23 protein-coding genes and 2 pseudogenes are annotated in these 23,087 nt (G+C 73.2%); 13 read left to right on the forward strand and 12 right to left on the reverse strand.

Going from position 1 to position 23,087, the window contains the following annotated elements:
* The 3 genes from M4J07_RS21085 to M4J07_RS21095 all read right to left on the reverse strand — a co-directional run.
* The coding region (locus tag M4J07_RS21085) for an SDR family NAD(P)-dependent oxidoreductase (RefSeq protein ID WP_255974185.1) at positions 1-735 on the reverse strand (735 nt) is incomplete at its 3' end.
* A gap of 20 nt (positions 736-755) precedes the next feature.
* Positions 756-2,234 carry an aldehyde dehydrogenase family protein gene (locus tag M4J07_RS21090; RefSeq protein WP_255974187.1) on the reverse strand — a complete coding sequence of 493 codons (1,479 nt, stop codon included), beginning with the start codon at positions 2,232-2,234 and terminating at the stop codon, positions 756-758.
* A complete protein-coding gene (locus tag M4J07_RS21095; protein WP_255974189.1) occupies positions 2,231-3,454 on the reverse strand; it encodes a M20 family metallopeptidase in 1,224 nt (407 codons plus the stop codon). The genes M4J07_RS21090 and M4J07_RS21095 overlap by 4 nt, the downstream gene beginning before the upstream one ends.
* A gap of 147 nt (positions 3,455-3,601) precedes the next feature.
* Between M4J07_RS21095 and M4J07_RS21100 the strand changes: the two genes are divergently transcribed.
* Complete coding sequence (locus M4J07_RS21100; RefSeq protein WP_255974191.1) at positions 3,602-4,363, forward strand: FadR/GntR family transcriptional regulator; 762 nt, start codon at positions 3,602-3,604, stop codon at positions 4,361-4,363.
* Between the two features lie 129 nt (positions 4,364-4,492).
* On the opposite strand, the gene M4J07_RS21105 is transcribed toward M4J07_RS21100, so the two are convergent.
* The gene (locus M4J07_RS21105; RefSeq protein ID WP_255974193.1) at positions 4,493-5,029 is read right to left on the reverse strand and encodes a MarR family winged helix-turn-helix transcriptional regulator; all 537 of its coding nucleotides are present in this window, start codon (positions 5,027-5,029) and stop codon (positions 4,493-4,495) included.
* Positions 5,030-5,075: 46 nt separating this feature from the next.
* Positions 5,076-6,758 carry an FUSC family protein gene (locus M4J07_RS21110; RefSeq protein WP_255974195.1) on the reverse strand — a complete coding sequence of 561 codons (1,683 nt, stop codon included), beginning with the start codon at positions 6,756-6,758 and terminating at the stop codon, positions 5,076-5,078.
* Between the two features lie 161 nt (positions 6,759-6,919).
* On the opposite strand from M4J07_RS21110, the gene M4J07_RS21115 reads away from it, so the two are divergent.
* The 4 genes from M4J07_RS21115 (at position 6,920) to M4J07_RS21130 (ending at position 10,021) form a co-directional block, all read left to right on the forward strand.
* A complete protein-coding gene (locus M4J07_RS21115) occupies positions 6,920-7,477 on the forward strand; it encodes a DUF5134 domain-containing protein (protein ID WP_255974197.1) in 558 nt (185 codons plus the stop codon).
* Between the two features lie 131 nt (positions 7,478-7,608).
* On the forward strand, positions 7,609-8,544 hold the full coding sequence (locus tag M4J07_RS21120; protein WP_255974199.1) for a M56 family metallopeptidase: 936 nt from the start codon (positions 7,609-7,611) through the stop codon (positions 8,542-8,544).
* A gap of 70 nt (positions 8,545-8,614) precedes the next feature.
* Entirely contained in the window at positions 8,615-9,292 is a 678-nt protein-coding gene (locus M4J07_RS21125; protein ID WP_255974201.1) for a phosphatase PAP2 family protein, read from the forward strand.
* Positions 9,293-9,325: 33 nt separating this feature from the next.
* Positions 9,326-10,021, forward strand: a complete 696-nt coding sequence (locus M4J07_RS21130) for an HAD family hydrolase (protein ID WP_255974203.1) — start codon at positions 9,326-9,328, stop codon at positions 10,019-10,021.
* 24 nt (positions 10,022-10,045) lie between these two features.
* On the opposite strand, the gene M4J07_RS21135 is transcribed toward M4J07_RS21130, so the two are convergent.
* On the reverse strand, positions 10,046-10,459 hold the full coding sequence (locus M4J07_RS21135; protein ID WP_255974205.1) for a (4Fe-4S)-binding protein: 414 nt from the start codon (positions 10,457-10,459) through the stop codon (positions 10,046-10,048).
* Positions 10,456-10,701 carry a DUF2630 family protein gene (locus M4J07_RS21140; RefSeq protein ID WP_255974207.1) on the reverse strand — a complete coding sequence of 82 codons (246 nt, stop codon included), beginning with the start codon at positions 10,699-10,701 and terminating at the stop codon, positions 10,456-10,458. The genes M4J07_RS21135 and M4J07_RS21140 overlap by 4 nt, the downstream gene beginning before the upstream one ends.
* 247 nt (positions 10,702-10,948) lie before the next feature.
* Here M4J07_RS21140 and M4J07_RS21145 point away from each other — a divergent pair, with 247 nt between their 5' ends.
* Complete coding sequence (locus tag M4J07_RS21145; RefSeq protein ID WP_255974209.1) at positions 10,949-11,674, forward strand: TetR/AcrR family transcriptional regulator; 726 nt, start codon at positions 10,949-10,951, stop codon at positions 11,672-11,674.
* Here M4J07_RS21145 and M4J07_RS21150 read toward each other — a convergent pair.
* A complete protein-coding gene (locus tag M4J07_RS21150) occupies positions 11,662-13,167 on the reverse strand; it encodes an LVIVD repeat-containing protein (protein WP_255974211.1) in 1,506 nt (501 codons plus the stop codon). The genes M4J07_RS21145 and M4J07_RS21150 overlap by 13 nt on opposite strands.
* A 107-nt stretch (positions 13,168-13,274) precedes the next feature.
* Here M4J07_RS21150 and M4J07_RS21155 point away from each other — a divergent pair, with 107 nt between their 5' ends.
* On the forward strand, positions 13,275-13,910 hold the full coding sequence (locus M4J07_RS21155) for a DUF305 domain-containing protein (protein ID WP_255974213.1): 636 nt from the start codon (positions 13,275-13,277) through the stop codon (positions 13,908-13,910).
* Positions 13,911-14,031: 121 nt separating this feature from the next.
* Here M4J07_RS21155 and M4J07_RS21160 read toward each other — a convergent pair whose 3' ends face one another.
* Positions 14,032-14,583: a DUF6214 family protein gene (locus M4J07_RS21160; protein ID WP_255974215.1), complete on the reverse strand. Its 552-nt coding sequence runs from the start codon at positions 14,581-14,583 to the stop codon at positions 14,032-14,034.
* A 167-nt stretch (positions 14,584-14,750) separates the two neighbouring features.
* On the opposite strand from M4J07_RS21160, the gene M4J07_RS21165 reads away from it, so the two are divergent.
* Complete coding sequence (locus M4J07_RS21165) at positions 14,751-16,094, forward strand: NADP oxidoreductase (RefSeq protein WP_255974217.1); 1,344 nt, start codon at positions 14,751-14,753, stop codon at positions 16,092-16,094.
* 125 nt (positions 16,095-16,219) lie between these two features.
* On the forward strand, positions 16,220-17,626 hold the full coding sequence (locus tag M4J07_RS21170) for a nucleobase:cation symporter-2 family protein (RefSeq protein ID WP_255974219.1): 1,407 nt from the start codon (positions 16,220-16,222) through the stop codon (positions 17,624-17,626).
* Here the strand turns inward: M4J07_RS21170 and M4J07_RS21175 are convergent.
* Entirely contained in the window at positions 17,513-17,920 is a 408-nt protein-coding gene (locus tag M4J07_RS21175; RefSeq protein ID WP_255974221.1) for an ArsR/SmtB family transcription factor, read from the reverse strand. The two genes, M4J07_RS21170 and M4J07_RS21175, sit on opposite strands and share 114 nt — an antisense overlap.
* A gap of 186 nt (positions 17,921-18,106) precedes the next feature.
* Between M4J07_RS21175 and M4J07_RS21180 the strand changes: the two genes are divergently transcribed.
* Together M4J07_RS21180 and M4J07_RS21185 are read left to right on the forward strand one after the other, a co-directional pair.
* Positions 18,107-19,189 carry an NADH:flavin oxidoreductase/NADH oxidase gene (locus M4J07_RS21180; RefSeq protein WP_255974223.1) on the forward strand — a complete coding sequence of 361 codons (1,083 nt, stop codon included), beginning with the start codon at positions 18,107-18,109 and terminating at the stop codon, positions 19,187-19,189.
* Positions 19,190-19,342: 153 nt separating this feature from the next.
* Positions 19,343-19,816: pseudogene (locus M4J07_RS21185) on the forward strand (LacI family DNA-binding transcriptional regulator); the annotation flags it as partial.
* 137 nt (positions 19,817-19,953) lie between these two features.
* On the opposite strand, the pseudogene M4J07_RS48525 reads toward M4J07_RS21185, so the two are convergent.
* Positions 19,954-20,103: pseudogene (locus M4J07_RS48525) on the reverse strand (RICIN domain-containing protein); the annotation flags it as partial.
* Positions 20,104-20,158: 55 nt separating this feature from the next.
* Complete coding sequence (locus M4J07_RS21190; RefSeq protein ID WP_255974224.1) at positions 20,159-21,136, reverse strand: arabinan endo-1,5-alpha-L-arabinosidase; 978 nt, start codon at positions 21,134-21,136, stop codon at positions 20,159-20,161.
* Between the two features lie 220 nt (positions 21,137-21,356).
* Here M4J07_RS21190 and M4J07_RS21195 point away from each other — a divergent pair, with 220 nt between their 5' ends.
* Both M4J07_RS21195 and M4J07_RS21200 read left to right on the forward strand, forming a co-directional pair.
* Positions 21,357-21,800 carry an RrF2 family transcriptional regulator gene (locus M4J07_RS21195; RefSeq protein WP_255974226.1) on the forward strand — a complete coding sequence of 148 codons (444 nt, stop codon included), beginning with the start codon at positions 21,357-21,359 and terminating at the stop codon, positions 21,798-21,800.
* A 79-nt stretch (positions 21,801-21,879) separates the two neighbouring features.
* The gene (locus M4J07_RS21200) at positions 21,880-23,073 is read left to right on the forward strand and encodes a globin domain-containing protein (protein ID WP_255974228.1); all 1,194 of its coding nucleotides are present in this window, start codon (positions 21,880-21,882) and stop codon (positions 23,071-23,073) included.
* Positions 23,074-23,087 lie beyond the last annotated feature (14 nt).

The raw sequence follows: 23,087 nt of genomic DNA on the forward strand, positions 1-23,087 counted from the left end.
GGTCCAGCCGCCGTCGACCGTGAGTACGGTGCCGGTGACGTACGTCGCCGCGTCGGACACCAAGTAGGCGGCGGCACCGACGAGTTCGTCGGCGCGGGCCCAGCGTTTGAGGGCGGAGGCCTGCGCGTACGCGTCGTACCAGGCGGGGTCGGCGGCGATCTGGTCGGTGAGGGGGGTGCGGACGACGCCGGGCGCGACGGCGTTGAAGCGGACGCCCTGGGGACCCCATTCGGCGGCCGCGGTGCGCAGCAGCTGGACGAGTCCGGCCTTCGACGCGGCGTACGCGCCCTGGCCCGGCTCCACCTGGAAGGCCCGCATGGACGCGAACCCGACGACGCTGCCGCGGCCGCGCTCGGCCATGCCGGGGGCGACGGCCTGGACGAGGGTGAGGTAGGAGCGCAGGTTGAGGGCGATGACGCGGTCGAACTCGTCGAGGGTGTAATCGGCGATGCGCTTGCGCACGTTGGCGCCGACGGTGACGACGAGTCCGTCGAGCGGGCCCCAGCCCTCGACGGCGGTGCGGGTGGCGTCGGCGTCCAGGACGTCGAGGGTGCACACGGACCCGGCGCCGGCGAGCCGGACGGTCTCCCCGGCCCCCTTCTCGTCCCGGTCGGCGACGACGACGTCGGCGCCCTGGGCGACGAGCGCGCCCACCACTTCGCGGCCGATGCCGCTCGCGCCGCCGACGACGGCGACGCGCCGCCCGTCGAGCCTGAACAGACGTGTGTAGTCCATGGGTTGACACCTCGGGCGGGTCAGGGCCGGATGACGGCCATGCGGGTCACGGTCAGCTCGTCGATGGCGAAGCGCGGCCCCTCGCGGCCGATGCCGGAGTCCTTGACGCCGCCGTACGGGGCGATGTCGCTGCGGTAGCCGGGCACGTCGTTGATGACGACGCCGCCCACGTCGAGGGCGTCGATCGCGGCGAGGGCGGTCCGCAGGTCCTTGGTGTGCACGGCGGCGTGCAGGCCGTAGCGGCTGGCGTTGACGACGGCGTACGCCGTGTGGAGGTCGGGCACGGTGCGCAGGCACACGACGGGCCCGAACACCTCTTCCGCCCAGACGGGTTGGCCGTCGGGGACGTCGGCGAGCACCGTCGGGGCGATGCAGCTCGGCTCGCCGGGCGCCCGCGTCCCGCCGGCCAGGAGCCGCGCCCCGGCCGCCCGCGCCTCGTCGATCCACTTCAGTACGCGGACGGTGGCGGCCTCGTCGATCAGGGCGGAGACCCGGGTCCCGGGGTCGCGCGGGTCCCCCACCGCGACGGACGCGACGCGCGCGAGGATCCTGCGCCGCAGTTCGTCGGCGACGTCCGCGACGGCGATGACGCGCTGCACCGAGATGCAGGCCTGTCCGCTGGCGTAGAGGCCCCCGCGGACGATCGCGTCGGCGGCGGCGTCCAGGTCGGCGTCGGCGGCCACGACGAGCGCGGCGTTCGACCCGAGTTCCAGGACGACCTTGCGGGGTGCGGCGTCCCGGGCGATGGCGTGGCCGACGGCGGCGGAGCCGGTGAAGGAGACGGCGGCGACGTCCGGATGGGTGGTGAGGGTCAGTCCCACCTCGACGTCGCCGGTGACGAGCTGCACCGCGGCGGCGGGCGCGCCGGCCGCGGTCAGCCGCTCGCGCACCAGGTGGACGAGCCAGAGGGTGGCCAGCGGGGTCGCGGGTGCGGGCTTGAGGACGATCGGGCAGCCCGCCGCGAGCGCGGGGGCGATCTTGTGGGAGGCGAGGAGCACGGGGTAGTTGAACCCGGCGATGCCGACGACGACGCCGACCGGGCGCCGCGTCCAGAACCCGAGCAGCCCCTCGCCGGACTCCTGGGCGTCCAACGGCACGGTCTCGCCCCGCAGTTGGGACACCTCGTCGGCGGCCGCCCGCCAGGTGCCCACGGTCCGGCGTACCTCCACGTCGCAGTCGACGCGCGGCTTGCCGGTCTCCAGGACGAGCAGCTCCGCCATCCGGTCGGCCACCGCTTCCAGGGCGTCCGCGACGTCGGCGAGGACGCGGCGGCGCAGATGGGCGGGGAGCGCGGCGACGTCGGCCCGCACCCCGGCGGCGTGCGCGACGGCGGCCCGGGCCAGGGCAGCGTCCCCGACGGGGGCGTCGGCGACGGTCCCGCCGTCGTAGGGGAAGGTGACGGGGTGGTGGACGGCGACGGGCAGCCAGCCGGGACCGACCGGCAGCCCGTCCGGCACCTCGGGCGCGGTCCGGGCCGCGGCCGGTTGGGCCCGCGTCATCGCGCACCGCCGGTCAGGAAGGCGCGGGCGGCGGCCGCGTAGACGCGGGCGTACTCGCCGATCTCGTGGACCTCCACGAACTCGTCCTTCTGGTGGGCGATCCACTTGCCGCCCGGCCCGTAGACGACCGTGGGCAGGCCCGCGTCGCGGGTGAGGATGGTGCCGTCCGTGGTGCCCGGTACGGCGCCGAACGGCGGGGCCTCGCCGTGCACGCGGGTGTGGGCGTCGACCAGGGCCGTGACGACGGGGTGGTCCGCGGGGATCTCGATGGCGGGCCGGTCGTCGACGACGGTGACCGTGACGCCCACGCCGACCGTCGCCGCCGCGCGGCGCGCCGACTCCTCGATGCGGGCGATGAGTTCGGGATGATCGGTGCCCGGGACGGTGCGCACGTCGACGCCGACCACTGCGTGCGCGGGGATGACGTTCAGCTGGTCGGGGTCACCGCCGAGCAGCACGGTCGGGGTGACCGTGACCCGGCCCGCGTGCGGATGCGTGCCGTACCGCTCGCGCGCCCACGTCTGCGCGGTGTCGAGGGCCGTCACGACGCGCGCGCCGGCGACGATGGGGCTGCGCCCCTCCTGCGGCATCGCGCCGTGGGCCATCACGCCGTGCAGATCGAGCCGGAGCCGGATACCGCCCCGTGCCGAGGTGCACACCTCGTAGCCCTCCGGCTCGCAGACGATCACGCCGTCCACGTCGCGGGCGAGCGGGGACGCCGCGAACGCCTTCGCGCCGAGCATCAGCCCTTCCTCGTCGCACAGCACGCCGACGACGATCCGGCCGGGGAACGGGCCGGCCAGCTGCAGCGCCCGGACTCCGTGGATCATGGCCGCCACACCGGACTTCATGTCGGCGGCGCCGCGGCCCCACAGCTTCCCGTCGCGGATCTCGCCGCCGTACGGGTCGACGGTCCAGTCCCCCGGGTCGCCCTCGGTCACGACGTCGACGTGCCCCTCGAACATCAGGGTGGGGCCCGGTCCTCCCCCGCCCTCCACGACGGCGACGGTGTTGGGGCGGCCCGGCGCGACCTCGGTCACCTCGTAGGGCCACCCGAAGTCGTCGAAGAGCCGCTGCACGAGTGCGGCGGCGGGTCGCTCGACCTCAACGGCGCCCGCGGCGTTGACCGTTCGCAGTCGTACCAGGTCACGGGTCAGGGCGACGGCGGCGTCGGCATCGACCACGGGCTCGGTCGTCGACGGATGTGCACCGGCATGCATAGAACCTCCAACTCGACTGCCCACCAGGCCAGTCGACTGGTCAGACCAGGTGAATTCCCGTACTGTGCCCACACGTTCGAGCCGAGGTCAATGGTCCGATCATGGATTCACCGCGCGGTGACGCGCCGGCCTTACCCGGAGAGGCACATGACATCCGACGACGTTCTCTTCCGACCGGTGCAGCCGGTCCGCGCGTATCAGCGGGTCGCGGAGCAGATAGAGGAGCGCATCCTCAGCGGGGACCTGCCGCCCGGCTCCCGGCTGCCCGCCGAGCGTGACCTCGTCACCCGGTTCGGGGTCGGCCGGTCCACGGTCCGGGAGGCGCTGAGGGTGCTGCAGTCGGCCGGACTGATCCGGTCGCGGCCCGGTGACCCGCTGGGCGCGGAGGTGCTGGGCGTGTCGCCGGACAACCTGAGCCAGGCGCTCGGCCGGCTGACCCGCTCGCGCGTCGCGAGCCTCGGTGAGCTGGTGCAGTTCCGCATGGTCCTGGAGGCCGAGAGCAACCGGCTCGCCGCCCGGTTGCACACGGCGGAGGACCTCGCGCGGATGCAGGACGAGATCGACCGGATGGCGGCGCTCGGGCCCGCCGAGCTGCACGCCTTCAGCGAGGCCGACGCCCGCTTCCACCAGGCCGTCGCCGAGGCCAGCGGCAACTCGTTGCTGGCGTTGTGCGCCCGCGCGGTGCACGAGGCCGTGGTCGCGGTCATCGAGAAGAGGATCGCGGGGGCGGCGGACGCGGCGGCGTGGATGGCGCGGTCGATCGAGCATCACCGTGCGGTGCTGTGCGCTGTCCGCTCGGGGGAGGCGGAAGCGGCCTGCCGGCTGGGGCGGGAGGCGTTGTTCGCGTACTACGCGGACCTTGTGGAGCCGGAGGCGCGGCGGCTGCTGGAGGCATCGGTGGAGCCGTGAGCTCCGCTCCGTGGGGGCCGCGGATGGGCGTGTGCCGGGTGGGTGGGGGGTGTCGCGTGCGGGTTCGTCGTGGCTGGGCGCGCAGTTCCCCGCGCCCCTGTCGGGGCCGTTGCCCGCTCCCCCTTCACGTCAGGCTCTTGGGCCGCCCAGTCTGCCCTCCAGTTGGGAGAGCAAGTCGCCCAGTAGGGCGCTGAGTTCGGCGTCGCGGCCGTTCGTGAGGCCCGAGAGGACCGAGGTCTCGTACGCCAGCTGGCTCGGCAGCAGGTCGTCGACGAGGGCGCGGCCCTCGTCCGTGAGGCTCAGGTGGGACACGCGGCGGTCGCGGGTGTCGCCGCGCCGCGCGACCAGGCCCCGCTCCTGGAGCTGCTTGAGCCGCTTGGTGACGGCCGCGCCGGAGGCGAACGTCTCGCGGGCCAGGTCGCCGGGGGTCAGCTCGCGCCCGGTCCGCCGCAACGTGCCCAGCAGGTCGAACTCGGGCCGGGTCAGTCCGGCGTGCCGCAGCGGGGCGTCCTCGGCCTGCTGGAGCAGCGCGGCGCACCGGTTGATGCGTCCGATGATCTCCATCGGGCCGGTGTCGATGTCGGGCCGTACGGTCTGCCACTGCCGTACGACGGACGACACGGTGTCGAGCGGCCGCGCTGCCGCCCCGCCTTGCTGCGTGCTCATCCCTGCCTGACCGGCCCTTCCTCGCCGAGGTCGCCCGCCGGGGCGACTAGCCGCGGGCGCCGCTTCGGTCGCCCGTCCTCTCCCCAGTCTCGCCGACGCCCGCCTGACGTCGCACCGTGGCCGCGAGCGTACGGTGTCCGGCCTGCTCGGCCGCGAGGACCCGGTCCTCGGGCAGGGCCCGCTGCCACCACTCGCCGGCCGCGGTGTCGGCGGCGGCGCGCAGCTCCACGAGGGATCCGGCCAGACGGCGCCCGGCGGCCTCCAGGGCCGCGGGGCCCGGCTCGGGCAGGGCGAGGACCCGGCCGGCCGCCTCCCGCGCGGTGTCGGACGCGGCGAGGGCCCGCTCGATGTGGTCGCCGGCGCGCCGGTTGGTGACGGCGACCGCGGCCAGGATCCCGACCAGCGCGCCGACGAGGGTGTCGACGACCCGGTCGGTGATCAGTTCGCCGGGCTCCTGGAACCGGGCGAACTCGGTGACGAGGAGCGCCATCGGCGTCACGCACAGGCTGCCCAGCCAGTAGTTGCGGGTGATGAGGGCCTCCGCGCCGAAGCTGAAGGCGAGCACGCAGACGATGAGGGCGGCGTGGCCGGTGTGCGCGAACGGGACGACGGCGGCGAAGACGAGCACCCCGGCCAGGTTCCCGACGACGCGCTGGACGCCTCGGCTCCAGGTCAGCGTGACGTTGGCCTGGTAGAGCGAGGCGGCGGTGACCAGCGCCCAGTAGGGGCGCCCGACGCCGAGGGCGAGCGAGGCGTATCCGGCCAGCGCGCAGCCGAGGAACGTGCGCAGGGCGACCGGCAGCAGCGGCGAACCGGGACCGAGCCGCCGCCACAGCGACGTCTTCGCCCCGGCCGCCAGCTCGGTCTCGACGCCGAGCAGCTCGTCGTCGTCACCGGCGACCGGCGCGGGCCGCGGCACGGCTCCCGTGCCGCGCAGTCCGGCGGCCCAGCCACGCAGCTGCGCCGCGTCCGCGTCGCCGGGCGCCGCGACGGCGACCTCGGCGCGGACGACGAGCCGTTCCATGGCCCGGCGGGCGGGGGTGCGGGCGCCGGTGGCGAGCAGCGACTGCCAGGCGGCGTGCACGGCGGCCGCGGCGGCGGCGCGGGCGGGCGCGTGGTCGGGGCGCTCCGCGTAGGCGGCGGCGGCGTTCAGGGCGCGTGCGGTGGCGCGCCGCTCCGGGCCGTGCGGGCGGACGACGCAGGGCGCCATGCCGACGATCCAGGCGACGACCCCCGCGCCGAGGGTGAGCGCGAGATGGCCCGGCACCTGCCCGAGGGTCTGCGGCGCGAACAGCGACGCGGAGCTGACGAACGTGAAGATCAGGTGTCCCGGCGGTCCGATCCGGGTCGCGTCGCAGAGCGTCTTCTGCGCGGCGGCGAGCAGCGCGCCGACGGCGACGAGCACGGCGACCGAGGTGGTGAGCGAGGCGGCGACGAGCGCGACGCCGACGCTCGCGAGCATGCCGAGCAGCACCCAGACGAGGGCGCGCGCCCGGGCCGCGTAGGGGAGGTTGTGCGCGTACAGGGCACAGAAGCTGCCGGCCATCGTGTACATCACGAGGTCGAGCCGGCCCAGGGCGAGCAGGGTCAGGTTCGGCAGCGCGGCGGCGGCGACCACGCTGGTGGCGGGCTTGAACCAGATGTCCGACGGCTTGTTCGGGCGCAGCACTCCGGCGAGCGGGAGCGGTCGGACGGAGGGGGCGCGAGGGGACGGGGGTGTGCTGCTCATACCTAAAACCTTAGCAGGTGTTTTACTCGTAAAAGATGTGAGGCGCAGGACACCGCGCGACCGCCCGTGCTCCCCTGCGCCGCCATACGCCCCCGGCCCGCCGGGCATCTAGCCCGGAGACCGGCACCGGACGACGGAGCCGGACGACGAGGGGGACTCGGGTGCACGGACCGCTGTCGGCCGCCTGGCTGCTGGTCGCGCTGTGCGCGGCGACCGGCGCGTACTGCCTGCTGCGCATGCGCAGCCCCGTCGACGAGCAGCGCCGCACGGCCGGCGGCGAGGCGCTGATGGGCTTCGGAATGGCGCTGATGGCCGTGCCCGCCGCGGTCCTCACGCCGCCGCGCCCGGTCTGGCTGCTCTACGCGGTGGTGTTCGGGGCCGCCGCGCTGCGGGCCCTGTGGGCGTCGAGAGCCGGTGCCCACCATCTGCACCACCTGGTCGGCGCGTTCGCGATGGCCTACATGGCGGCGGCGATGGCGGCGCGCCCGTCGGCGGAACACGCCCACCACGGCGGCGCGGGCGCACCCGCCCTCACGGCGCTCCTGCTCGTCTATTTCGCGGCGTACGTCCTGTGGTCGGGCTCGCGCCTCGTCCCGGCCACAGCCACGGCGACCACGGCCGGCGGCCCGGCCGGCGGCTGGGGCGACCGCCCGGAACTGGCGCGGGCCTGCCGGCTCTCGATGGGGATCGGGATGCTGGCGATGCTGCTCACCATGTGAAGAACCCCTGATCGATAAGGTCCGTCCGCGTCCCGTACCGCGACGGCGCGATCGGCAACGAAACCGTGGCGTGCGTCACTTGCGGCTCTCGTGCATACCGCCGGGTAGCGGCCGACTCATAGGCTGCGACCATGACGGTCCCCGTAGCACTGTTGCTGCTCGGCTTGCTCGCCGCTGTCGTCGCCCCGCGCCTGCTGGCGCGCGCCGACTGGCCCGAGCGGGAGCCGATCGTCGCGCTGTGGGTGTGGCAGTGCGTCGTGGCGGCGGTGCTGCTGTGCTGCGCCCTGTCGATGACGCTCAGCGCGGCCGCCGCGTGGCAGGCGGTACGCGGGCACGTGTTCGCGCCCGCGCCCAGCGGAGTCGTCGACGCGTACGCGCTGCGGGCAGGACCCTGGGCGGTGACGCTCGCCGTGACGCTGGCGCTCGGCGGGGTGTGGACGGCCGCGATGCTGGTGCGCGAGGTGCGCGGGGCGCGGGTCCGGCGCGGTCGGCGGCGCGCCGAACTCCTGGTGCGCGCACCGCAGTTGCCCGGCGAGGAGCCCGCTACCGACCGGCTCGTGATCCTGGAGGGCGAGCGCCCCGACGCCTGGTGGCTGCCCGGGCAGACGCCCCAACTGGTGATCACCACCGCCGCGTTGCGTCGCCTGAAGGGCCGTCAGCTCGATGCGGTGCTGGCGCACGAGATGGGCCACGCGCAGTGGCGGCACGACTGGCTGCTGCACTGCTCGGGCGCGCTGGCGTCCGGATTCCCGCAGGTTCCGGTGTTCGCCGCGTTCCGCGACGAGATGCACCGGCTCGTGGAGCTGGCCGCGGACGACGTGGCCTCGCGCCGGTTCGGCCGGCTGACCATCGCCCTCGCCCTGGTCGAACTCAACGAGGACCGCGGCGTGTTCGGCGGCCCCTGCCCGACACCGCACGCGCATGTCCCGCAGCGCGTGCACCGGCTGCTCGCACCGCCGTCCCGGCTCACCCCGGCCCGCCGGCTGCGTCTGACGGCGGCCGCCGCGCTCGTCCCGCTGGTCCCCGTCCTGGTGGCCTTCGTCCCGGGGTTGCGGGCCCTGGGCTAGGTGCTGGACGAGGAACTTGGCGAGGACCCGGGTTGGCCCGCGCCCCCGCCGATGGGCGAGGATCCTCCCCATGCACCCGGCACGGCTCGACTCCCCGCACCGTTCCCGATCCCGCGCCCCGCTGACGGCGACGCTCGCGCTGACCTCGCTGCTGCTCCTGGTCCTCGTCGCGGTCCGGTGGCGCCCGCTGACGGACCTCGACTCCGGCATCGCCGATGACCTGCACCGCTCCGCCGTCGCCGAACCCGGCCTGACGCGGGCGAACCGGATCCTGACGGACTGGGTCTGGGACCCGTGGACGATGCGCGCCCTGTGCGCGGTCGTCGTGCTGGTGCTGGTGTGGCGGCTGCGGAACTGGGCGCTCGCGGGCTGGATCGCGGCGACCTGTCTGCTCGGCACGCTCGTGCAGCAGGGCCTCAAGGCGGCGGTCGACCGGCCCCGCCCGGTGTGGCCCGACCCGGTGGACTCGGCGCACTACGCCGCGTTCCCCTCCGGGCACTCGATGACGGCGGTCGTCGTGTGCGGCCTCCTGCTGTGGCTGCTGCGCCGGTACGGCGCGGGGCGCGCGTTGCGCCGCACGGCACTGGCCGTCGCGGTGGTCTCGGTCCTCGGGGTGGGCCTCACCCGGCTGTGGCTGGGCGTGCACTGGCCGTCCGACGTCCTGGGCGGCTGGCTGCTGGGCGCGCTCACGGTGACGGTGTCCACCGCCGCGTACGAACGGTGGAACGGCCTGAACAGCCGTCCTTGACCAGCGAGTTCGGCACCCCGCAGGATCGGTCGCATGACGATCAAAGCGGTGCTCTTCGACTTCTCAGGGACCCTCTTCCGCATCGAGTCCACCGAGTCCTGGCTGCGCGCCGTGCTCGACTCGTCCGGACTGTCCATGTCCGACGGGGAGTTCAGCCGCGCCGTGGCGGGACTGCACGCGGTGGGCGCGCTGCCCGGCGGCACGACGCACCACGTCGAGGTGCCCGGCCACCTGACGGAGCTGATGGCCGTCCGCGACGTCGACGCCGAGCGGCACCGGGCCGCGTACACGGGGATGGCCCGTGAGGTACCGCTGCCCGACGACCGGCTCTACGACGCGCTGTACGACCGCCACATGCTGCCCGCGGCCTGGCGCCCCTACCCCGACGCGCTCGACGTCCTCACCGGTCTGCGCGAGCGCGGCGTACGCGTCGGCGTGGTCAGCAACATCGGCTGGGACCTGCGCCCCGTCTTCGTCGGGCACGGCCTCGACCCGTACGTGGACACGTACGTCATGTCGTACCGGCACGGCATCACGAAGCCCGACCCGCGCCTGTTCACGACGGCCTGCGAGGCGCTCGGCGTGGCCCCCGGCGACACGCTGATGGTGGGCGACGACCGGCGCGCGGACGGCGGCGCCGCCGGCATCGGCTGCCGGGTGCACTTCGTGGAGCACCTGCCGGTGGACCGGCGCCCGGACGCCCTGCGCCCGGTCCTGGACCTGCTGTAGCCCCCACGGCTCCTGGCGGGGCGCTCAGCCCTCGCCGTCCTTCCCGCACGCGCCCGCGTGATCGCAGTACGGCTGGTTCCCGCTGACGCCGCAGCCGCACAGGGTGGCCCGGACCTCCACGGCCCGCGACCCGTCGGCGGTACGGATCCGCAGGTCGCCGCGCATGACGAGGCGGCCGTCCGGTGTCCGCTCGATCGTCGTGGCCGCCGGGGGCACCTCCACGGTTCCGTCGAGGAGCTCGTAGCGCAGCGCGCCCGACGGACAGCGCCGGACGACCGCGGCGACCTCGTCGGCGGGCGCGGCGTCCGGCTGGATCCAGGGCCGCCGCGCCGTGTCGAAGACCTGCGGGAGGCCGCGCACGCACTCCGCGGCGTGCAGACAGCGCTGCCCGTCGAACGTGACCGTGACCAGGTTCCCCGGGTACGGCTTGCGGGTCACGACTGGTATCCCTCGACCTGCCCGGACGGCCTGACCCGTGCCTCGTCGGGGTTCTCGCCGAACTCGGCCTTGGCCCGGCGCTGCCGCAGCAGGTCCCAGCACTGGTCGAGGGCCCGCTCCACGGCGGCCAGCCGCTCTCGCTCGGTGGCGGTGTCGATGGTCCCGTCGGCCAGGGACGCCCGGAGCTGCTTCTCGTCGTCGACCATGGCGCTGATCCGGCTCAGGATCTCCTGCTGGTCCATGTGGCACGCCTCCCGGTGAAGGTGACCCCCCGGCCCACTCTAGGAAGACCCGCCCGGCCCCGCGCGCGGAACGGCCCCCGGGCGGCGCCGACACCGTCCGGAGGCCCGCTCACGAAACGGCCGTATCGGACGATCCCCCGCGTCGCCCGATACGGCCGGCCGCCCATGCGCACCACGCCCCGAAGGACCGGTGGCCGGGCCGCGCTGAGTATAGTTGGCTGGAAGCCAGTCAACGCAGGAGTCAAGGATGTCCCCCCGCAGCGCATCGGTCAATGAGGAGTTGCGCCGACGTTCCCGCGAACGGCTTCTGCAGGCGACGCTGGAGCTCGTCGGGGAGCGCGGGTACGACGCGACGACGCTCGGCGACATCGCGGACCGGGCCGGTTCGGCCCGCGGTCTGGTCTCGTACTACTTCCCGGGCAAGCGGCAGCTGCTGCAGTCCGCGGTGCACCGGCTGATGCACCGGACGCTGGAGGAGGCCCTGGCGCGGGAGCCGCGGCCCGACACCGAAGACGGGGACGAGCGGCTGGCCCGGGCGATCGACGCGATCCTGGGCCTCGCCCGCGACCAGCCCGTCCTGATGCGGACGCACATGGCCGGGATCCTCCAGGCCGAAGGGTTCGTGCAGTGCCCGGAGCAGCAGCGGCTCGCCGCGCTGCTGCGCGACACGGTGCTGCGGCACGGGACGCTCGACGTGGATAGGGACTATCCGCTGCTGCGGGCCCTGCTGATGGGCGCGGTCTTCTCGATCCTGGTGCCCGGGGCGCCGATGCCGATGCCGACGCTGCGGGCGGAGCTGTTCCAGCGGTACGACCTGACGTGGGAACGGGGCTTCCCGCCGGGCGGCGGTGACGAGCCGTCCGACGAGAGCCCCGCGCACGACCGGGTGGCCGATTTCTCACGCTACTTCGAGCCGTTGCGGCCCCCGGCCGACCCTGACGGCCGGGGGGCGCGGCCTCCTCAGTCGAAGTAGTCGGGCTGCGTCTGGACGTTGAGCTCGTCCAGGTGGATCCGCTTGGCCGGATCCGTGCGCTTGTCGCTGAGCTTCAGGACGTCGAAGCCCTTCGCGATGTCGTTGGAGAAGATGTAGCCGTTGTAGTAGTACGCCGACCAGGAGCCGCCCGTGGTGAGCTTGTCGGTGGTCAGCGGGCCGCGCTCGAAGTAGCCGATCTCCTTGGGCTTCGCCGAGTCGGTGAAGTCCCAGACGGAGACGCCGCCCTGGTACCAGGCCTGGACCATCAGGTCCTTGCCCTTGACCGGGATCAGCGAGCCGTTGTGCGCGACGCAGTTCTCGGTGTCGGCCTGGTGGCGCGGGATCTTGAAGTAGCTCTTGAAAACGAGCTTGCGCTTGTCGCCCTTGCCGACGATGTCGTAGATGCCGTCGGCGCCGCGGTTCGGGCCGATGGCCGCGTTGCAGGTGGCGGCACCGCCACCGCCCAGCTCATCGGTGAACACGACCTTGTTCGCCTTCTGGTTGAAGGTCGCCGAGTGCCAGAACGCGAAGTTGACGTTGTCCTGGACGCGGTCGATGACCTTCGGGTTCTCCGGGTCCTTGATGGAGAACAGGATGCCGTCGCCCATGCAGGCACCGGCCGCCAGGTCCTTGGAGGGCAGGACCGTGATGTCGTGGCAGCCCGTGGTCTTGGAGACGCCGGGGTTGGTGGGCGCGCCCGGGTTGCCGCCGCCGTCCGGGCCCTCGCCCGGGAACAGCACAGGGAAGCCGACGACCGCCGCCTTCTCCGGAGCGTTGCGCGGCACCTTGATGACGGAGATGCCGTCGTGCGGCGGCTGGCAGTCGGGGAACGTCGCGCTCGGCGAGTACGAGGAGACGTAGATGTAGACGTTCTTCTTCTCCGGCACCAGGGAGTGCGTGTGCGAGCCGCACGCGGTCTCGACGGCGGCGACGTACTTCGGGTTCCGCTTGTCGCTGATGTCGAAGACCTTCATGCCCTCCCACGACGACTTCTCGGTCGCGGGCTGGGTGGTGGAGGCGCAGGAGTTGTCACTGCGGGAGCTGTCCGTGGACAGGAACAGCAGGTTCCCGGAGACGGTGACGTCGTTCTGCGATCCGGGACACAGGACCTGCGCGACGGTCCTGGGCGCCTTCGGGTTGCTGATGTCGAAGATGCGGAAGCCGTCGTAGTTCCCCGCGAAGGCGTACTTGCCCTGGAAGGCGAGGTCCGAGTTGGTGCCGGGCAGCGCGTCCTTGGGGATGTTGGTGAGGTGTTCGATGTTGTCGGAGTGGACGATCTCGTCCTGGCCGGGTATCTCGCCGGCGGCTATCGCCGCCTTCGCGCGAGCCTCGGTGCTCTCCGAGACGCTCTTGGGCGCGGCCGACTTGTCACCCGGGTCGGGCGTGGCCGACACGGGGCCGGCGGCGAGGAGCGCGGCGAGCAGGCCGGCGGCGGCGGTGGCAACTCCGAGGCGTCTGCGGCGCGTTCGGGCGGAGTTCTGCAACAGGGTCACTGTTGTCTCCCTGGTTGACGACGGCGTCGTTCATACGTGAACGGTTCACGGATCCCCCGAGTATCGTCTTCCTCATGCACAGATCAACAGATGGCAACAGACTCGTCATGATAGTTGCTGTGCCCGCGCTGGTCGCGGCGCTGGCCCTGGGGGTGACCGGCTGCGACTCGGACGGGCCCGCGAAGGCCGACTCCCCGGCGTCCGGCGGCCCTTCGGTGATCGCTCCGGGCAAGCCCGGCGAGGCGGCGGAGACCCTGTCGGCCAAGGACGCCGAGCGGCGCGCCCCGGACGACAGCCCGAACTCGGCCGACGTCGGCTACGCGCAGATGATGATCCAGCACCACGAGCAGGCCCTGACGATGACCCGACTCGTCCCGAAGCGGGCGGAGTCGGGGAAGGTGAAGCGGCTCGCCGAGCGCATCTCCGCGGCGCAGGCCCCGGAGATCGAGGTGATGCGCGGCTGGCTGAAGAAGTACGGCAAGTCCGAGTCGCCGACGGGCCACCAGGGGCACGGCACGATGCCGGGGATGGCGACCGAGGCACAGCTGAAGAGTCTGCGGGCGGCGCACGGCGCCGCGTTCGACGAACTGTTCCTGAAGCTGATGATCACGCATCACCAGGGGGCCGTGACGATGGCCACTGAAGTGAAGAGCGACGGGAACAACGTGCAGGTCGAGGAGATGGCCGACGACGTGATCGCGCAGCAGACGGCGGAGATCGGCCGGATGCGCGACATGGGGTGACCGGGCGCGGCACGGCTGACGCGGGCGCGACATGGAGTGACGCGGGGCGCGAGGTCACGCGGGCGCGGCATGGGGTGACCCAGGCGCGCCATCGGGTGACGCGGGCGCGATGCCCTGTTGTTCAGCGCCTGTTGTGGCGTGGCGCCAGGAACCCCGCGTCCCGGGCCGCCGCGATCAGGCGCAGCGATCTGCGGCGGCTGCGGCCCGTCGCGCACATCACCGCCAGGACCGGGTCGCGGCCTTCCGCCTGGGCCGCGCGATAGGTCTCGGCGACGCCGCGGCGCCCCTCGACGCCGCGCGGCCAGGCCGGGCGCGCCCGCCGGCCGGCCACTCCTTCGCGCCCCTCCTCCCGGCGGGGCGAAGCGTCGAAGGGGCCCGCGTCGGAGTAGTCGGCGACGGCGACGAGGGCGCCCTCGGCCCAGTCGTCCCGTGCCACGCCGGGGTCGACGGCGGACAGCGGCGGCCCGGCCCCCATCTCCTCCAGGACGACACGGCCTTCCGTGACCCTGCCCAGCATGTCGACCCGGGCCCCGTCGCCGAACGCCAGCCGGACGTGGAAGCACGGCGTCCTGACGTCATCGCCGGGCCTCTCCCGGTTCCCCTGCGGCCGCTCAGAGACGGAATCGTCCGGCCGGTAGTGATCAGAAAAGTCGAAGAATGAACTCTCCAGCACACGCGAACGGTAGCCCTATGATCACGTTTGGTCATCAACGGCGCGCAGGGAGCCCTGCCGATCCCGGGGGCACAGCACGCCCACCACCCCCGTCCAGCCCCTCCCCGGCCGCCCCGTGCGGTGCCATGCTGAAGAGCATCAGCGCGCGCCAGCGGAAGGAGCCGCCCGTGCCGCACATCGCCGTCGTCGGATCGGGGCCGAGCGGGGTCTACACCGCCCAGGGCCTCGTGCAGCAGGCAGGCGTCCCCGACCTCCGGGTCGACGTGCTCGACCGGCTGCCCTGCCCGTACGGCCTCGTGCGCTACGGCGTCGCCCCCGACCACGAGAAGATCAAGTCGCTGCAGGGCAACCTGCGGACGGTCCTGGAGGACGAGCGGGTCCGGTTCCTCGGCGGCGTCGAGGTGGGTCCCGCACTGCCGCCCGCGAAGCTGCTCGACCTGTACCACGCGGTCGTCTACTGCGTGGGCGCCGCGGCCGACCGGCATCTCGGGGTGCCCGGCGAGGACCTGCCGGGCAGCTGGTCGGCGACCGACTTCGTGGCCTGGTACAGCGCCCACCCGGACGCCTCCGACCACGGTTTCGTCCACGGCGTGCGCGCGGCCGTCGCCATCGGCGTGGGGAACGTCGCCGTGGACGTGACGCGCATCCTGGCCCGCGGCGCCGCCGAGCTCGCCCCCACCGACATGCCGGAGGCGGCGCTGCGCACCCTGGCCGTGAGCGAGGTGCGGGACGTGTACATGGTGGGGCGGCGCGGCCCGTCGCAGGCCCGCTTCACCACCAAGGAGCTGCGCGAGCTCGGCGGCCTCCCCGACACCGAAATCGTCGTCGACGCCCGGGAGTTGGCACTCGATCCGGCCTACACCGACCCGTCGGCGCTGCCCGCCGCGAACCGCCGCAACGTCGAGGTCCTGCGCGCCTGGGCCGCCGCCCCGCCCCGCGCCGACGCCCGCCGCCGGATCCATCTGCGCTTCTTCCTGCGCCCCGCCGAGATCGTGGACGGCGGCGGGCGGGTGGCCGGAGTGCAGTTCGAGCGGACGCGCCCGGACGGACAGGGCGGCGTGCTCGGCACCGGCATGTACGAGGAGATCCCCGCCCAACTGGTGCTGCGCTCGGTCGGATACCGCGGGGTGCCGCTGGAGGGGCTGCCGTTCGACGAGGCGCTCGGGACCGTGCCGCACGCGGCCGGCCGCGTCCTGCGCGACGGACGGGCCTCCCTCGGCGAGTACGTCGCGGGGTGGATCAAGCGCGGCCCCACCGGCGTCATCGGCACCAACCGGCCGTGCGCCAAGGAGACCGTGACGTCCCTGCTGGCGGACGCCCCCGCCCTCGTACGCAAGGACCTCGCGCAGGACCCGCTGGCCGGGCTGCTCGACGCGGGCGTGCGGCCCGTCGAATGGGGCGGATGGCGGGCGATCGAGCGCGCCGAGGCGGAGTTGGGGCGCTCGCTCGGCCGGGGGTCCGTCAAGATCCCCGACTGGGCGGGGCTGTTGGGCGCGGCACGCGGTTCGTAGGCGATCCGCACCCGCTCCTGCACCGCGACACACACCGGCAACACCCGCGAAATCAACAAACCGTTTAAGCCCCCTACGGTCTCGTGCTGCCACCCCTGCTCGGACTCCCCTGCCTTGGAGCACGTATGACACATCCGGTCGACCAGGTCCCGCCCGTGCGCCAGTTGGCGGCGTTCGGGCTGCAGCACGTCCTCGCGATGTACGCGGGCGCGGTCGCCGTGCCGCTGATCGTGGGCGGCGCGATGAAGCTGCCGCCCGCCGACCTCGCGTACCTGATCACCGCCGATCTGCTGGTCTGCGGCATCGCGACGCTGATCCAGTGCATCGGCGTGTGGCGGTTCGGCATCCGCCTGCCGATCGTGCAGGGCTGTACGTTCGCGGCCGTGTCGCCGATGGTGCTCATCGGGACGACGGGCGGCGGGCTGCCCGCGATCTACGGGGCGGTGATCGTCGCGGGGCTGGCGATGATGCTGCTCGCACCGGTCTTCGGACGGCTGCTGAAGTTCTTCCCGCCGCTGGTCACGGGCACGGTGATCCTGATCATCGGCCTGTCACTGCTGCCGACCGCCGGCACGTGGGCGGCGGGCGGTTCCGGCGCGCAGGACTTCGGGGAACCGAAGAACCTCGCGCTCGCGGCGCTGGTCCTGGTGATCGTGCTCGGCGTCCAGCGGTTCGCGCCGCCCGCGCTGAGCCGGATCGCGGTGCTGATCGGCATCGTGGCGGGCACGGCGGTGGCGATACCGACCGGCTTCACGGACTTCGGCGCGGTCGGCGACGCGAACTGGGTGGGCATCAGCACGCCGTTCCACTTCGGGGCGCCGGAGTTCCACGGGGCGGCGATCGTGTCGATGCTGATCGTGGCGCTTGTCACGATGACCGAGACCACTGGTGACTTCATCGCGGTGGGCGAGATGACGGAGCGCCCGGTCGACCGGCGGGCGCTCGCCGACGGGCTGCGCGCGGACGGCTTCTCCACGGTCCTCGGCGGCGTCTTCAACACGTTCCCGTACACGGCGTTCGCACAGAACGTGGGACTGGTCGGCATGACGAAGGTGCGCAGCCGGTGGGTCGTGGCCGTGGCGGGCGGGATCCTCGTGGTGCTGGGGCTGCTGCCGAAGCTGGGTGCGGTGATCGCCGCGATCCCGTCGCCGGTGCTGGGCGGCGCGGGTCTGGTGATGTTCGGGACCGTCGCGGCGAGCGGGCTCAGGACGCTCGCCAAGGTGGAGTTCGAGGGCACCAGCAATCTGACCGTGGTGGCCGTCTCCGTCGCACTCGGGGTCATCCCGGTGGGCGTGCCGACGATCTACGACAAGTTCCCCGACTGGTTCCAGACGGTGATGCACAGCGGGATCAGCGCGGGCTGCCTCACCGCGATCGTGCTGAACCTGCTCTTCAACCACCTTCCGGGGAAGGCGACTTCAGCTGACGCCACCACCACCGGCACCACCGTCACCGCCACCGCCGAGCCGGTCGGCCTGCCGGGCAGCCGCGTCGAGGACGCTGTCGAGCAGTCCGGGGAACAGCGCGTCTAGATCGGCCCTGCGCAGGCCGTTCAGCTTGGCGGTCCCCCGGTAGACCTGCTCGATCACCCCGCTCTCGCGCAGCACCCGGAAGTGGTGCGTGGAGGTGGACTTGGTGACGGGCAGGTCGAAGTGCGAACAGGCGAGCCCGTCCGGCTCGCTCTGCGCGTTGGCGCCCATCTCGCGGACGATCGAGAGCCGCATCGGATCGGAGAGCGCGTGCAGCACCGCTTCGAGGCGGATCTCCTCGCGGGCGGGGTGCGCGAGGGTGCGGCTACCGGTGGCCTGCGGTGTTGCGGTCGTCATGACGGTCCCCTCGGTGTGCGATCTCCCTGCCTCATTGTACGAGATCTCTCGTAGTTTGACAGTTGCCGTACTACGATGTCTATCGTACGAGGCAAGCAGGTAGCACGGGTGAGCACTCACCCGTGCACGTACTGACCACACGTACCGAACGCCTGTACCGATCGCCCGTACCGAATGGAGTCCGCCGTGAGCGCGCTGTTCGAGCCCTACACGCTGAGGTCCCTGACCTTCCCGAACCGCGTCTGGATGCCGCCGATGTGTCAGTACAGCGCGGCCCCCGACGGCCCGCTGACCGGTGCGCCCACGGACTGGCACTTCCAGCACTACGGGGCGCGGGCCGCGGGCGGCACGGGTCTGATCATCGTCGAGGCGACGGGCGTCTCGCCCGAGGGCCGGATCTCCCCGTACGACCTGGGGATCTGGAACGACGCGCAGGTCGAGGCGTTCCGCCGGATCACTGCGTTCTTGAAGTCGCAGGGGACGGTTGCGGGCATCCAGCTCGGTCACGCCGGGCGCAAGGCGTCGACGGACCGGCCCTGGAAGGGCGGCGGGCCGGTCGGTCCCGAGGAGCACGGGTGGCAGGCGGTGGCGCCGAGCGCGATCGCGTTCGACGAGCGCCACGCCGCGCCGGCCGAGCTGACGGCCGACGGCATCCGGGAGATCGTCGGGCAGTTCGCCGAGGCGGCGCGGCGCTCTCTGGACGCCGGGTTCGAGGTCGCCGAGATCCACGGCGCCCACGGTTACCTGATCGGCCAGTTCCTCTCCCCGCACTCCAACCACCGCACGGACGAGTACGGCGGCTCCTACGAGAACCGCACCCGCTTCGCCCTGGAGGTCGTCGACGCCGTTCGCGCCGTGTGGCCGGACGAGCTTCCGCTGTTCTTCCGGATCTCCGCGACGGACTGGCTGGAGGGCCGGGCCGGCTGGACCGCCGACGACACCGTCCTGTTCGCATCGGACCTCGCGCGGCACGGCGTCGACCTCATCGACGTCTCGACCGGCGGCAACGCGTCCGGCGTCCGCATCCCGGTCGGCCCCGGCTACCAGGTCCCGTTCGCGGCGCGGGTCCGCAACGAGGCCGGGGTGCCGGCCGCGGCGGTCGGCCTCATCACGGACGCCGAACAGGCGGAGAAGATCCTCGCCAACGGGGAGGCGGACGCGATCCTGCTGGGCCGCGAACTGCTGCGCGACCCGTCGTTCGCCCGACGGGCGGCGCGCGAGCTGGGCGGCGCCGTCCACGTTCCGGACCAGTACCACCGCTCGGTCTGAGCGGTTCCGCTCGCGCAGTGCGAGGCCCGGGCTGTTCGGTGTGCCGAATCGCCTGTTGCCCCCAACCACCGCCGCCCACCAGGGACTTCACGGCCCGGTGCGGCGACCATGGAGTGGGAGGCTGTTGCTTCGCGGTGGGACGGCTGGTGGTTCATGGGATTCGTGGGCGGGCCGACCCTCGCGGTCGTGGCGCGGGAGGCCGGGTTGTCCGTGCCGACCGCATCCAAAGTGGTCAACGGGCGGCAGGACGTCGCGCCCGAGACCCGGCGGCGGGTCACCGAGGCCCTCGACCGGCTCGGGTACGTGCGCAGGCGGCGGGCCGCGTCCGCCGCGCTCGTCGACCTGGTCGTGCCCTCGCTCGGCGGCGCCGGGGCGGCGGAGGTGCTGCGCGGCGTGGAGGAGGCGGCGCACTCCGCGGGCCTGGAGGTCGTGGTGTCCACGGGGCCGGCGCGGGCGCGCGGCCGGCGGGACCGGGTGATGACGCGGGGGACGTCCGGGGTCCTGTTCCTGCGGTCCGGGGTCGCCCGGGTGGCGGGATTCCGTGCGGCGCTGGCGGCGGCCGGGGTGCGGCCGCGCCCCGCGTACGTCCGGAACGGCGACCGCATGCGTGAGCCGCTCGACCTGCCGCCGGCGGAGATGGCGGCGACGGCCGCCCTACGCCTCGTGACCGGGCAGGAGACCTCCCGGGACGCAGGCGGTGGAGGTGGCCATCCGCCTTGCGGTGCGGGGCAGTACGGCGGCGGAGCCGGCGCCGGGCGGCCCTGTCAGGGTGGCGCGCCCGGCGCCGGGGCTCGGGTCCGGTGTCGGGCCGGACTGAGCTTCCACTGCCGGCAGTTGTTGTTCAGCCGGCTCCACTGCCGTACGTCGGCGCCGTCGGCGGCTGAGCGATCGGCGGTGTCGAGGACCTTGCCGCCGGCGCGGTTGGCGACCGGCCGAGGCCGAGCGCCGGCAGGAGCGCGCCGAGCAGGGTCAGTAGGCGACGGGCCAACCGGTGCTCCAGTTCAGGAGGTTGACGCCGAGCTTCGGGGTGCCGTTGTCGTTCCCGTCGTAGTAGTGGTAGACGATCAGGTCGCCGTCGGTGTCGTTCATGATCGACTGGCCGCCGGGGCCGATGACGCTGCCGTGGGACTCCAGGACCGGGGTGCCGCCGTTGTTCGTCATGGAGACGCCGCTCTTGTCGTAGTAGGGCCCGGTGACGCCGGCGGCGCGCCCCACCTTGACCTTGTACGTGGAGCTGGTGCCGGCGCAGCAGGTGTCGTACGAGGCGAACAGGTAGTAGGAGCCGCCGCGCTTGACGATGTACGGGGCCTCGACGGCCTTGGTGCCGGTCGGCCGGGACGCGAGGGAGTAGCGGGTGGTGTTCGAGGCGAGCTGTTTGCCGGTCGACGGGTCGATCCGGATCATCTTGATGCCGGTCCACCAGCTGCCGAACGACAGCCACCACGTGCCGTCGTCGTCGACGAAGAGGTTCGGGTCGATGGCGTTGTAGTCGCTGGCGGTCGTGGACGTGTAGACGACGCCGTAGTCGGTCCAGGACCCGGGCAGGCCGGTGGTCGAGCCGGCCAGGCCGATCGCGGACTTGTTGGAGCCGAACGTCGAGACGGCGTAGTACATGAGGTACTTGCCGCCGTGGTAGGAGATGTCGGGCGCCCACGCCTCGGTCGCGTACGACGACCACCACGACGGCTTGGTGGTGAAGGCGTCGCTGCCCGCGCTGAACGCGATGCGGTCGGTGGAGGTGCGGTAGCCGAGGCCGCCGCCGGTGGCGTACAGGAGATAGCGGCCGGCGGAGGTGCGGATCATGGTCGGGTCGTGGACGACGGTGGCGCCGGTGACGGTCCCGGGGTTCGGGTACGCGGACGCGGTCGACGGGATCAGGGCCAGCAGGGCGGCGGCCGGCAGGGCGAGGAGCGCGGTTCTGGTGCGGCGGGGGGTGCGGCGGCTCACGCGGCTCTCCTTCGGGGCGGGGTGCGCGGGGGTTCGTGACACGGTCGCCGTGCGGACGCGAGAGGTTGCCGATCCGCCTCAACACCCATACCACGTACGGGATTTCGAACGCTGGTCGTGACTTCGGACGGGACCGTAGAATCGAAGCGCTCCCGCGTCAATGACTCCCCCAGGACTCATCTAACTTGCATTTCAGATGCCACATTTGTAGCGTGCACTCATGCGGTTGACGCGATTCACGGATCTGGCTCTGCGCGTACTGATGCGCCTCGCGGTCGAGGAGGGGGACCTGCCCACGACCCGCGAGGTGGCTTCCGCCATGGACGTGCCGTACACGCACACCGCGAAGGTCGTCGCGAAGCTGCAACACATGGGCCTGGTCGAGGCGCGGCGCGGCCGGGGCGGCGGGCTCGTGCTCACCGGGGCCGGCCGGGCGGTCTCCATCGGCGGGCTGGTGCGGGACCTCGAAGGACCCGGCGACGTCGTCGACTGCGAGGGCACCACCCCGTGCCCGCTGCGCTCGGCCTGCCGGTTGCGGGGCGCGCTGCGCGAGGCCCAGGAGGCGTTCTTCGCGTCACTGGACCCGCTGACGCTGCCCGATCTCGTCAAGGCACCCACCGGCCCCCTGCTGGTGGCCCTCTCACCCACCCCCGCCGCGGACTGAACTCGTGACCACGACCACGGTCCGCGTCGACCCACACCTCAAAATACGACTCTCAGATGCATATTAAGGAGTTCCGCTGATGCTCAGCGCTCAGTCGGCCGCAGTCGTCCGCGCCACGCTCCCCGCCGTCGGTGCGGCCATCGAGGACATCACCGGGCGGTTCTACGGCAAGCTCTTCGACGCCCACCCCGACCTGCTCCGCGACCTGTTCAACCGGGGCAACCAGGCGGCCGGCAGCCAGCGGCAGGCGCTCGCCGGCTCCATCGCCGCGTTCGCCACGTACCTCGTGTCGCACCCGGACGACAGGCCCGACGTGATGCTGCAGCGCATCGCGCACAAGCACGCCTCGCTGGGCGTGCTCCCCGAGCAGTACCCGGTCGTGCACCAGCACCTGTTCGAGGCGATCGCCGAGGTGCTCGGCGACGCGGTCACCCCGGAAGTGGCCCGCGCCTGGGACGAGGTGTACTGGCTGATGGCGAACGCCCTCATCGCGATCGAGGAGCGGCTCTACGCGGAGCAGGGCGTGACCGCAGGCGACGTGTGGCAGGAGTGGGAGGTCGTGTCCCGCACCGATCCCACGCAGGACGTCGCCGCCTTCCTGCTCCGCCCCGCCGACGGCGCCGCCGCGCCCGCGTTCAAGCCGGGCCAGTACGTGTCCGTCCAGGTCACGCTGCCCGACGGCGCCCAGCAGATACGCCAGTACAGCCTGACGGGCGCGCCGTCCGCGACGACCCGCTCGATCGCCGTCAAGCGGGTGCCCGGCACCGGCACCACGCCCGACGGCGAGGTATCGCACCACCTGCACACGCATGTCGGCGCGGGCGACCGGCTGCGGGTCTCGGCGCCCTACGGCGACCTGGTCCTGGCGGTCGACGAGGCGCCGCTGCTGCTCGCCTCCGCGGGCATCGGCTGCACCCCGATGCTGGCCATGCTGGAGGAGCTCGCGGCCGCCCGGCACACCGGCCCGGTGACGGTCGTGCACGCCGACCGCTCCCCCGACACCCACGCGCTGCGCGCCGAGCACGAGGCGCTGGCCGGGAAGCTCCCCGACGCCACCGCCCACTTCTGGTACGAGCGGCCCGGCTCCGGGCACCGCACCGGCCGCGTCGACCTCGCGAACGTGCCGGTCGCCCCCGGCACCCGCGCCTACCTCTGCGGCCCGCTGCCCTTCATGCGCGCGGTGCGCGAGCAGCTCCTCGCCCAGGGCGTGGCGCCGGCCGACATCCACTACGAGGTGTTCGGCCCCGACCTGTGGCTCGCCGCGGCCGCCTGAGCCGGGCCGACGGC

It is taken from the genome of Streptomyces longispororuber (genome assembly GCF_024448165.1).
Lineage (GTDB): Bacteria > Actinomycetota > Actinomycetes > Streptomycetales > Streptomycetaceae > Streptomyces > Streptomyces longispororuber_A.